At 37.1% G+C, this 11,983-nt stretch carries 9 protein-coding genes; all 9 read right to left on the bottom strand.

Annotation, left to right across the window (positions count from 1 at the left end):
* Window positions 1-203: 203 nt before the first annotated feature.
* The 9 genes from A0F92_RS07690 to A0F92_RS07650 all read right to left on the bottom strand — a co-directional run bounded on the left by A0F92_RS07690 (window position 204) and on the right by A0F92_RS07650 (window position 10,881).
* Entirely contained in the window at window positions 204-512 is a 309-nt protein-coding gene (locus A0F92_RS07690) for a helix-turn-helix domain-containing protein (protein WP_068243837.1), read from the bottom strand.
* On the bottom strand, window positions 512-859 hold the full coding sequence (locus A0F92_RS07685; RefSeq protein ID WP_068243834.1) for a type II toxin-antitoxin system RelE/ParE family toxin: 348 nt from the start codon (window positions 857-859) through the stop codon (window positions 512-514). Before A0F92_RS07685 ends, A0F92_RS07690 begins: the two co-directional genes overlap by 1 nt.
* Before the next feature lie 480 nt (window positions 860-1,339).
* A complete protein-coding gene (locus tag A0F92_RS07680; RefSeq protein WP_068243831.1) occupies window positions 1,340-2,830 on the bottom strand; it encodes a class I SAM-dependent DNA methyltransferase in 1,491 nt (496 codons plus the stop codon).
* On the bottom strand, window positions 2,827-4,308 hold the full coding sequence (locus tag A0F92_RS07675) for an RNA-binding domain-containing protein (protein WP_068243824.1): 1,482 nt from the start codon (window positions 4,306-4,308) through the stop codon (window positions 2,827-2,829). Before A0F92_RS07675 ends, A0F92_RS07680 begins: the two co-directional genes overlap by 4 nt.
* On the bottom strand, window positions 4,298-4,939 hold the full coding sequence (locus A0F92_RS07670; protein ID WP_167516913.1) for a DUF4062 domain-containing protein: 642 nt from the start codon (window positions 4,937-4,939) through the stop codon (window positions 4,298-4,300). Before A0F92_RS07670 ends, A0F92_RS07675 begins: the two co-directional genes overlap by 11 nt.
* Window positions 4,932-6,242 (bottom strand): restriction endonuclease subunit S, encoded by a 1,311-nt coding sequence (locus tag A0F92_RS07665; protein ID WP_068243823.1) that lies wholly within the window; start codon window positions 6,240-6,242, stop codon window positions 4,932-4,934. The genes A0F92_RS07670 and A0F92_RS07665 overlap by 8 nt, the downstream gene beginning before the upstream one ends.
* A 1-nt stretch (window position 6,243) precedes the next feature.
* Window positions 6,244-6,972, bottom strand: coding sequence for a DUF5131 family protein (locus A0F92_RS07660; RefSeq protein ID WP_068243819.1), 729 nt, complete (start codon window positions 6,970-6,972; stop codon window positions 6,244-6,246).
* A gap of 2 nt (window positions 6,973-6,974) precedes the next feature.
* A complete protein-coding gene (gene tcmP, locus A0F92_RS07655) occupies window positions 6,975-8,096 on the bottom strand; it encodes a three-Cys-motif partner protein TcmP (RefSeq protein WP_068243817.1) in 1,122 nt (373 codons plus the stop codon).
* Window position 8,097: 1 nt separating this feature from the next.
* Entirely contained in the window at window positions 8,098-10,881 is a 2,784-nt protein-coding gene (locus A0F92_RS07650; RefSeq protein WP_068243812.1) for a type I restriction endonuclease subunit R, read from the bottom strand.
* Window positions 10,882-11,983: the final 1,102 nt, after the last annotated feature.

Genomic DNA, 11,983 nt, shown 5'->3' with positions numbered 1-11,983 from the left:
CGGGCTTGGCGATGTGGCGGAATTTGAAAAACCGTCAGCCGGGAACGATTGCTGAATAAATATACAAAAGTTTAACCTACAACGAACAGCCCGATAGAACGTCGCCTGCCCAAACTACAGCTGATAGATAACTACAGTCGAACTACTGCGTTACAGTCCGCCGACATAGTGCCCAAGCCTTTTGTTGTGCGTTCGGCATATTGTTAGTACACTATTTTTCTTTTATTTAGCTCTACGTTAAAGTTCACTCTCGCTCCCAAGGCTTCAAAAACTTTCAAAATAGTCGTAAATCTTGCGTCTGTTGTGCTGTTCTCAATTTTTGAAATTTGAGCTTTTTTCACGCCAACAAGTTCGCCTAATTCTTCTTGTGTCAAGTTACGTTCTTGTCGAGCTTGTTTGATAGCTTGTCCTAATAAGTCAAGACGAAGTTCGTTTTCAAATTCGTCACGCTTTTTTGTTCCTTTTTTACCGATGTATTTGTCGGTTAAATCTTCTAAACTATATGTTTTCATTACTTTTTATTTTTGTCATTAAGATACTTTTCTCTTGATTTTTCTGCTCGTTCAATTTCACTTTTCGGAATTTTGTCAGTTTTCTTAATCAGTCCGTGAGTAGAAATTACAACTGTATCACTTTTATCGGTCTTGTCCCAAAATGCAAAAAGTCGATAATAGGTTTTGTTAAATTTCGTTCTAAACTCCCAAATTTCGCCTTGCAGTTTTTTGAAAAGCTCTTTGTCATTTGTGCTTCGAGCTTTCCAAATGTTATAAATAATTTTATCTCTTGCTTTTTCGTCAAGCTGGTCCAAAAAGTTTTTTGCTTCCTGTAAAAACTCAATCCGAAATTTGTAATCATCCATTCAATATTATATTTTAAGCAAAGATAAAAGTTTCTTATTTAGGAAACAAAATTTTCTGGTAAATTTTTACTTATCAAATTTTATATGTCAGAATTGGTTTTCGATAGCGGTCGGAAATGCTGACGCACAACGGTTCGGGGCTACACGCTCGTGCGGGATTTCAGGGCACAAAACTGTCAAACCAGCACTAAAGTTAAATTGAAAAACTGAACTTGAATTTAAGCACTTCACCCCGCATGACGCCAAATGCATGTTACCAGCTGGCGTTCTTGTCCACCGTGTCTGCAAACCATTGTCGTTATTGAGGTTCAGTGTCTTTGTCGGGTTGGTTTGCGTGTCGGGTGTTTTATTTTTTTTGAAGGGTTGGAAAAAATATTTTGAAATTCTTTCTGGGTGGAAAGGTGGAAGCTCTTTTGCAAGCTTTGGTCTGTGCTTGGGCTTGTGCGGCTTGCAAATGTGCTTACACCTGTGCGATGGCTTTTAGTCCTTTCCATTTATCGTAATCATTATTTCTCTGAAACTTTCCAGTCCTGCTTCAAGGTTTTCAATTATTTCTCCTGCTAAAACGTCCGGGTCGGGTAAGTTGTCAAGGTCGGCAAGCGATTTATCTTTTATCCAAGTGATGTCAAGCGATGTTTTGTCACGGTTGATGATTTCATCATATGTAAACTTTCGCCAACGTCCTTCGGGATTTGTGTTTGCGTTATATGTTTCTTTTCGTTTGTGTCTGTTGTCGGGATTGTAGCAATTAATGAAGTCTCTCAGGTCTTCAAGTTTTAGGGGATTCTTTTTTAGTGTAAAATGAATGTTGGTTCTAAAATCGTAAATCCAAATGTCTTTTGTCCAAGGCTGTTTTGATGCTGGTTTGTTGTCGAAGAAAAGCACATTTGCTTTAACGCCTTGTCTATAAAAAATACCGGTCGGCAAGCGTAGAATTGTATGCAGGTCGGTTGTTTCCATTAATTTTTTACGGACTGTTTCACCTGCACCGCCTTCAAACAAAACATTGTCGGGCAAAACAACGGCTGCCTGTCCTGTTGATTTCAGCATTGTTCTGATGTGCTGCACAAAATTTAATTGCTTGTTGCTCGATGTTTCCCAAAAGTCTTGTCGGTTGTAAGTGAGTTCGTCTGTTTCCTGTTCTCCTTCTTCGTTGGTAGCTGTCATACTGCTTTTTCTGCCGAATGGTGGATTGGCTAACACATAGTCAACTCGTAAACCGCTGTCTGAAATCAAAGCATCAGCAGGGGATATAAAGTTCTCACTTTCAAAATCACCGATATTGTGCAAAAACAAATTCATCAAACACATTCTTCTAGTATTAGGCACAATTTCGTTTCCGAAAAAGGTTTTGTGCTTTAAAAAGTGCTTTTGTGTTTTGTCTAATTTCTGTTTTGCAATAAAATCATAAGCCGCCAAAAAGAAACCACCCGTTCCACAAGCAGGGTCAGCAATGGTTTTCATAGGTTCAGGTTTTACACATTCCACCATTGCACGAATTAAAGCTCTTGGTGTAAAATATTGACCTGCTCCGCTTTTGGTATCTTCTGCGTTCTTCTCTAAAAGTCCTTCATAAATGGTTCCTTTTATATCTGCTCCAAGTGTTGCCCACTGCTCTTTATCAATCATATCAATGATTTTGTATAGCATGGCCGGCTCTTTAATCTTATTCTGACTTTGAACAAAAATTTGTCCTAAAACGCCTTTCTGTCTTGAAAGCACATTCAGTGTTTTGGAGTAATGTTGTTCCAGTTCATCACCACGCCTTGAAGTCAAACTTTCCCAATTGTGTTCTGTTGGGATTGGTAGTTTTCTGTTGTAGGGTGGTTTGCTGAATTCATCAGCCATTTTCAGAAACAACAAATAGGTAAGTTGCTCCAGATAGTCGCCATAACCAACGCCAATATCTCTTAGCGGATTACAAAAACTCCAAACTTTACTTACTATTGCTGATGTATTTTCGTTGCTCATTGGTTAATCTTAGTTTCTGCTTTTTTAGTTAAATAATATCCACCTGTTCTTTTAGGTCCTCTATATTCAATAATTTCACTATCACGTAATTGCTTAATATATCTTTCAAGACTTTTTACAGGAATATCAATAAGACTAGCTATATCTACTGTTCTTAGACCTCCTTCTTTGTATAGCACGAGTAGTATCTTTTGAATCTTATCTTTTACATCCTTAGTTATTCCCTCAGTTATTCCCTCAGTTATTCCCTCAACTTTAGTAACAACTCCTTTACTTATTCCCTCAGTTATTCCCTTAGTTGTTCCCTCATTCTTTCTATTATGTGAAACACCGGGAAAAATAACAGTAGTTGTATTTTCTTTTTGTTTCCATGCAGGACTCTTAAATTTATTTTCCCTACAATCTCTAATCATTCTTTGAGTTCCTGTTCCAAGCATTTCAATATATTTTCTATAAAAGCACATTTGAGCAATATCAGGATTACGAAGTATGGAATGATGCTCCACTTTTAAATCAGCAACCGTTATTCCATCAGGTAGAGCACCATAGTTACTTATTTCAGTCCTGTCTGAATAAATGGAAACTTGCAGAAATCCTTTGATAGAATTATAATCTCTATGAACCATTGCATTTAGAATACCTTCACGTAGTGCAAGCACAGGATAGTTAGGCTTATCAGTTCGTGTAAGCCCCTTTACTGTCAAACTTTTTCCGTAAACGATGTCTAAATACTCAAAAATGGCAGTTATATTTTTAAAGATATTCCCCTCAAACATCTTGTCATCAATAAACTGATTACCTGATGTTTTAGCAGGGTAAAGAGTAAGCCTGATTCTTGATTGAGGAATAAAACGTATAGGATTTTTACCAAACAATACCATACAAGCATTTGTGATGTTACCGTTTTGAAGCAAACCAACCTGAATCAAAAAATCTTCTACATCATCTATTTTGGCATCTGTTTTATACTCTTTGTAAAGCTTTATAGTTTGTTTAATCTCTGCTGTGTCTAAATCGGATAATTCAGCACCTAATACAGGCATTCTTTCCCAGTTAAAATCTGATTGCTTACGCTGTGAAATTAACTTTGGAAGCTTGTCAGCAGTTGTTGCTTTTGTTGCTTGTCCAATTCTATTGTAAATAGTGCCTTTGTATTGATAAGGTTTTTTAGCTCCTTCCCAAACACTGATTAATATGACATCCTTTCTTTTATAACCGATAGGTTGAACTGAAATGGGTGCAGTTGGTTTTATCCACTCTACCAACTTATGTTGTAATTCTGTGGCTAAGTTGTTTGCGTTTTCAACACCGATTATATTTTTATTATCATCAATACCTACTACAAGGTCACCTCCTTGCGTATTTATAAATGATGTAATCACCTTAGCAATCGTATCTAAATCAGGTTTAGCTTTAAATTCAAGTCGAACACCTTCGCTTTGTTGCAGCAAATTTTCTATGATAAAACTATTTTCCATGGTCAACTTTTTTAGTGTTCATTACTTCTTCAATAAACTCTTTACTTGAAAACTGAGCAATTATATATGTCATCATTTCATCAAGTCGATAAAACTCCTGTGCCCAATTTCCGTTGCGGAGGGTAATAGGAATATGATTCTTAATCACGTATTCATACATTTCAATTGACAGTACATCGAAGAATCTATTATCCGTAATTTCAATTTCGCATCCTTTTTTCTTCTTCATTTTCTTTAACAGCGTTCTGGCAAAAACTACGTCTCGATGAACTAAAAACCAGTATGGTTTTTCTAAACGAATGGCTTCCTTTATTTCTTCAAAGGTGATATTCTTTTCACCGATGTTTCCAGTGCCGCAATAAGGTCTAATTATACCAAGGAATAAATCACATTCCTTTACAGCATTTAAGCAGTTATCTAAATTGGATAGCTTAGGATTTACTTTAATACTGCCGTGATGAGAATTGAGCACTTCAAAACCCATAGTATTGAGTTGAGCTATAATGGATGAAAGCTGGTCTTCAAAACCATAAACAGTTGAACCAACCATGATTTTTACTTTATCCTTTGGTTTATCCATTAGCTTATTGACGGAACCTTTCTTTTTTGGTATGGCTGTTTTTTTACCCATTCACTAATATTTTCCTTTTAGATGTTTTCACTTTCTCCTTCTTCTCAGGCTTTCCGTTTCCGTGCTTGCCCTGAGCTTGTCGAAGGGCTCTTATTCTTTCCAACAACTTCTCAGCCGGTTCATCATTGGGGTCTTGCGGAACGAGTTTGCCTTCAAATGCTTTCTTGATAATGCTTAAACGCAAAGCTTCTGCCTGTTGCAAACTTCTCTCAATGGTTTCTTCAATTTTATCGCAAACGGAAAGGCGGCTCTCAATATCATGAACAATTTTTACCTGCTGAATTGGGTTTGGAACTGGAATTTCAAGTGCTTCTAAGAACTCCACATTAATATTTTTCTGTGCAGTTGCAGAAGCCTTACCTTCAATTTCTTGTTTTATTTTCTGAATGTAAAAATTTACATATTCAAGATTCAGAACACTTGGGTCGGAAGTAATTCCGACAACACTATCAGGAAAACAAGCATCAAACCCTAAAAAGGCTGTATCAGCAATATTTGCAGCAATTGTCAAACAGAGTGTTCCTTTAGGCCATAGTTTACTTTGTTTTAATCCAAAATCAGAATATGTTTCAGAATATTCTTTTACTATTCTTCCATTTGCCGCTCTGACATCACCAGTTTGTATAAATGGATATTTGCCGCCAAATAATTCAGGTGCGTTTCTTGGTCTGTGTTTTGATTTGCCACGCTTAACAATAGCAACTTTACCTAGTGGTTTTAATTCCCAATTACCTTCAAAAGCCCATTTCAAAACTGCCTGCCGATAAACCTTTAATTGCTGTTTGGTGGTTTCTAAATATTCAATGCCTTTATCAAGGTCGGTGAGTAGTTGTTCGAGTTTGGCAAGGATGCGTTTTTGCTCGTTGAGGGGGGAAAGGGGGAAATCGTAATTCCAAAGTAAATTAGGATCAACATGCGGAATTCCAACTCCTTTTGCCCTTGAGTTGATTTCAATAAATTTGGATTTTAAAAAATAGTAGGTTAAATCTTGGTTTACCAATGGAAGTTTTATTCTAACTAATGTACTTCCTAGAGCACCTTTAATTGCCTTGCCTACATACCCTGAACGGCTTCCATCCCAAACCATTAAAAAATCATCATCTTCACAAAGTACACAGCCAACGCCATCGGTGTATTCATCAATAATATTTTTTTCAAATGCCTTAATATTTACGTAGGGAATAGAACATTCCTTTGTCATTTCTTTGGAGACACGTTTTGGCTTTTTACCTTTTTCGGTAATTACCAAATCGCCCAATTTGGCAATCGTCCAGCCTTTTGGTAAATCTTTTATCTCAATCATTCTATAATTCTTCTTGTTCGTATTCGGGCATTTCTAAATATTTCTTTCCGTCAAGCAAGTTGCCTGTTTTCTTTTTGTTTGTGCCGCCCCATTGCTTGAAGAAGAAAGCCACGTCCTTTTTTTCGCATTGTTGCTTTATATCCAAAACCCATTCTTTTTTCATTGGTCTTGGTTTTCTTCCACTTTCGCCACCAACAATAACCCAATCAATGCCTTTTAAATTAAGTTTTGGCAAAGGGCCTAACAATGGCTCGCAACTCAAAAATTTTGTTCTTGCGTTTGATTGTCTCAATAGGTCAATTCGTTTCATTACCTTTTCATTCTCCACAGAAACTCCCATCCAAATATTATGCGACCAATCAAGCCAACCTTCTTTATCATAATAGAGCATTACATCAGCTCTTTTTGTTAATACCTGAAAAACGTGTTGAGGATTTTCTTTCATCACTCTGAAAACCTTACGAATAAATTCAATAGGAACATCTTTGTGAAATAAGTCACTCATTGAATTCACAAAAACAATTTTTGATTTTTTCCAAGTGTATGGCGTATCCAATTCATCTTCATGTATGGTAAGTTTAAATTCATTCTGATATTTTTCTACACCCATTGCCTTCAATCTTTTTGCCATAACTTCTGCATAGCAAAACTTACAACCAGCTGAAATTTTATCGCAACCCGTAACCGGGTTCCAAGTCATTTCTGTCCATTCTATGCTTGATTGTGCCATGTTTATTTGATTTTAATTTGATAAATATCACTTTCATTTAAGCGATGAATATTAGTAATTTTCTTATTGAACTTTCCGACTATTTCTATCTTGTCTTTTATCTCTTCAATTACTTCAACATAAGCCCTTGTTGGAACACCATTGTGTAAAGCATGTTTCATACCGTCCAAATTATTGCTGATTTTTCTCGTTAGAATAGACTTTTTTAATTGCTCTTTATAATCATTGATTCGAACTGTATTTGTTTCAGTGTAAAAGAGTGTATTTGGTTGGTAGTCATTATACATGCTGAAATTGGATTCACCTGATAGTTTATCTTTATCCCAACAAACTTTTAAAAACTTTTCCATCCCCAACGTATGCCCAGTACCGAAAATTAAACCGTAATAGTTTGAACCCTTTTTGATTGTAAATTGATGAAGGTAAAACTCGGTTTTCTTTGGAATTAGCGTTCGGAAATAATTTGCCACATATTTATGGCACTCTTTGGGTTTGCTCTCATCAAAGTTGATTCTGTTGGTTTCAAAATACTTTAAAATATTAGGATGTTCCTTGAAACGTCTGATGAATGACGAAGAAATAAAGAATATGAAATCCGTTCTTGGAGATTCTGTTAGCTTTTTAAAAACATCATTATCTACTTCTTTAAATCCGTATTGGTCAAGTAAAATGAACTTTCCATATTTTGGATTATTTAGAATTGTGGAAACTGTTGGTCTTTCAAATACTTCTTTGAAATCGAAACTTCCATAAGCGACATTGTAAACACATTCAGTTCTCCCGCAATTTGATAAGCACTCAGTCAAATGATTTGTAACATTTGTTTCTAATAATGTTCTTTTGGTTTCAATCTTTTCATTGTAGCCAAAAACAACTCTCCCTTTTGGAACTTTACTGCAAAACATTTGGTCTTCTCCTTTTGCTTCATCCAATAGAATAAGTGGGCTACCATGATTATTTTCAGAATCAATTCCGCTTCCGGCAAAGAAGTCATAAATAAATACCTTCTCAACAAATGGGCTATGTATAAACACAGGAAGCCACTCTTTGAAACATTCTCTGAATATTTCAAGTTTTAGCTTTGTTGCATCATCAAATGCTTTTTTGTTAATGTCTTTAGCCATTTTATGCTGCCAGTGCTTCGTTTAATTCGATAATAATTTCATCCATCTGCTCTCCAAACAATTGCCACATTTTACCCTTGCCACCTTTTGCATCAAAAGGCGTGTAGTCTAAATCATCAGCATCTAAATGAATACTTGTGGCAATATGGTCTTTAATCATACGCAGCCATTGCATTTGTTCTTCAGTAAATCGGTTGTGCTGCCCTGCGTTCTTTTTCAAAATCCAGTCACGGAAATTCAAATCCACTTTGTTTGAGTAATCTATCAATGTGGAATCAATTCCCGAAATTCTGCGAAGCAATGAAACCAACGCAATCAATTCAGATTTTGGGCTGCCTGTTGCTTTCTCTAATTGCTCATAGGCTCGCCATACCTGCATTGGTGCCAATAATGGTCTTTCCAATTTCAATTTATCCAATACTTCCTGAATCATTTTGTAATTCAGTTCACGTCTACGATAGGGTTGAGTATAGAATATCTGTAAGGCGGTTATTTCGTCCTGATGTAGAGCAATCCAAGTTTTAAAATCTGCTACTAGGTTTTCGGCTTTTTCTTTGCTGTCGGTTGCCCAGCCTTTATTCAGTAATGTGTCAGGGTTTGTTATGTCTATGGTTTGTTCGTGTGCCCTGCGAACATTATCTATATATTCCCGCAAGTCACTACTATGAAAAACATTTGCTGCTTTTTCTTTCAGTTCGTCATGCAATTTATTTAATGCTTTTTCTTTAGCCATTGGCGATTCTCCCGCCATTTCAGTTTCAACTTTGGCTTTCAAATCATCCAACACATCAGGATTGTAGGCTTGCAACAATTCATTTACTACTTGCTTTAGCGTTTTGCCTTCTGCCTTTTCGCTGAACTGTTGTTTTTCCTGCTCTGTAATTTGCTTTTCTAATCTTGTCAGACGGTTTGCCAAAGAAGAAAACAATTCTTCATCACGATTTCCAACGGCAATAGCTCCCAATAAATCTTTCAACGGAACGCCTGGCTTTTTCTCTAATGGTCGGCTATCACTTTTTATGCTTTTGGTTACGCCAACGGCATCCACAATTACAAAATGGTCTTTGGTGTGTTTAGCAGTGGGTGTTACTTTTCTTAAATCGTCAAGGGTAATGATTCTTGTTCCCCTGCCTTTCATTTGCTCAAAGTAGTTTCTGCTTCTTACATCACGCATAAAAAGCAAACATTCCAAAGGTTTTACATCTGTTCCGGTTGCAATCATGTCAACCGTTACAGCTATTCTTGGGAAATAGTCGTTTCGGAATTGAGCTAATACCGATTTCGGGTCTTCGTCTTTGTTTCGGTAAGTTATCTTTTTGCAAAAGCTATTTCCTTCTCCAAATTCTTCTCTCACAATGTTGATGATGTCGTCAGCATGTGAATCCGTTTTGGCGAAGATTAAAGTTTTCGGAATCTCAAATTCTCCTTTGTCCGTGAAGCGGTCGGGGAAAATTTCAGGCAAATGCTCTTTGAATGTTTTGATGATAAGCCTGATTTGATTAGGGTTTACAATATCTTTGTCAAGCTGATTGGCGGTGTAGTTCTCGTTTTCGTCTTGCAGTTCCCAACGCTTTTTCCTTGATAGTTTTTCTCTGCGTTCTACATATTCACCTTTCCAGATTGTTCCGCCTTGTTGTGTGATTTGTGTTTCAATCAGAAAAACATCAAAGCCAACATTTACACCGTCTGCAATGGCTTGTTCGTGGGTATATTCACTCACAATATTTTGATTGAAATAACCAAAAGTTCTGTTGTCGGGTGTGGCAGTTAAACCAATTTGAAAAGCATCATAATATTGCAAAACCTGCATCCACAAATTGTAAATACTACGGTGACATTCATCAATTACAATGAAGTCGAAGAATTCAATGGGTAATTTTTCATTGTAAACAACTGGCATAGGTTCTTTAGGCTGCCAGCGTTCATTTGGATTTTCTTCTTCGGCTGATTCTTCTAACTCCGTTCCTTTAAGAATTGAATAAAGCCTTTGAATGGTGCTAATATAAACATGATTGTCGGTAGGCACATAGCTTGATTTCAAGCGATGCACTCCATATAATTCAGTAAATTTACGGTTGTCGTCATTTGGCAGAAAAGACATGAACTCTTGTTCTGCTTGTTCGCCAAGGTTTTTGGTATCAACCAAAAACAAAATGCGTTTCGCTTCCGTGAATTTCAGCAAACGATAAATGAAAGAAATGGCAGTAAAGGTTTTACCTGAACCCGTTGCCATTTGAATTAAAGCTTTGGGCTTAAATTCTTTGAAAGAACTTTCCAGCTTCGTAATAGCATTTATTTGGCAATCTCTCAAACCTTCAGTTTGCAAAACAGGAATGTCCAACAAACTTGCCCGAAGTGATTTTTCAGTCTTCAGCCAAGTCCTGAAAGTTTCAGGTCTGTGAAAAGTAAAAACTGGTCTTGAACGTGGCTTTGGGTCACGAAAGTCCGTGAATCTTGTTACATCACCTGTGCTTTCATACACGAAAGGCAATGGGTCGTTATTCAGATATTTTAGTTTGCTGTTAGCGTATTCGTTTGATTGTTCTTCAACGGTTGTCAGTCGGTGTCCTTCTTCTTCTCGTTTTGCTTCAATTACTCCAACTGGCTTTTTATCAATGAATAAAACGTAGTCTGTTTCTTTTCCGTCCTGTGTCAAATAATAGCGAACAACCACACCAAGAGCAGCATTCAGGTTTATCTTGTCTTTGTCCTGAATAACCCAGCCGCATGCAATCAATTGCTTGTCAATGTTATCTCTTGCTATTTGTTCCGGGTCTTGATTCACTTTTACTTAAATATTTACAATTTTTAGTCGGTTAAAATACGCAAAATAAACCTTGTTTTCGTTGTTGAACTCGGTCTTTGGTGCGTTGGCAAAATTGGCTCTTTTGGTTTTGCCTGTGTGTCGGCTTGTGAGTAGGGGCAAAACCAAATGTGCCAATGCGGGCTGGCAGAATTTCAAAATATTTTGAGCGGTGGGAAAAAAAATAAAACACAGAAGGGTCGGCAATGAGTATCGGCTTACTCGCTGTCCAATTGTTGTATCGTTTTTATGTCTGTGTTCACCTGTCAAAATGGTTTACTTTTTTCTCGTTTATGTCAGTCGTTTAGTTGTTGTTGTATCGTCCAATACGCTTGCTGGTAACGCCCCGGGCTTGGCGATGTGGCGGAATTTGAAAAACCGTCAGCCGGGAACGATTGCTGAATAAATATACAAAAGTTTAACCTACAACGAACAGCCCGATAGAACGTCGCCTGCCCAAACTACAGCTGATAGTTAACTGAAGCTGAGTGGCTGCGTTACAGTCCGCCGACATAGTGCCAAGCCCATGTTAGCTGCTTTGGGAGTTGTGCAATAAGTCAACTTAAAAAAATGGTTGTTAAAACAAAACCTGAGCGTTGGGTCTACCGCATTTTAAAATCAAAACAAAGTGTCAAAAGTAAAAAAGCAAAAACTTTGCGTCAGTGTCCCGCAGCACAGCCTGCTGAATCCTGTCGTGCGTGGGGTCAACAAAATGCTTAATAAAAAACGAGTCCACATAATTAAAAAGTCCTGCTACAAATAAAAAAAAAGTCAACCCATATATAACCGGCAACCGGCGTCAATATTGAAAAGTGCAATAAGCTGCGTAATTGTCAAAGGAAGCGTTGGGTCTGCCGGGTCAATATTCGTCAGCCGATGAAGCACCATTTTTTTAGTCGCCGGGGAACTTGTCTCAACACAGGCGAGAATGTCTGCCGAACTGAAGCTGCAATACATTGCCTCGTCCTGAAAAAAGTTTACATTTTTTTGCTGTTTGTCCTACATTAGGTTTACACATTTTTTATTGTCCGTATTAGGGTTTACAAATTTGATATTGCGTTTTACCTTTTGTTGGGTTTTCAAA

Origin of the sequence: Hydrotalea flava, assembly GCF_001623405.1 — a bacterium.
GTDB classification, from domain to species: domain Bacteria; phylum Bacteroidota; class Bacteroidia; order Chitinophagales; family Chitinophagaceae; genus Hydrotalea; species Hydrotalea flava.
Note: the sequence above shows the minus strand (reverse complement) of the source record. Positions and strands in the feature narration are given on the sequence as shown.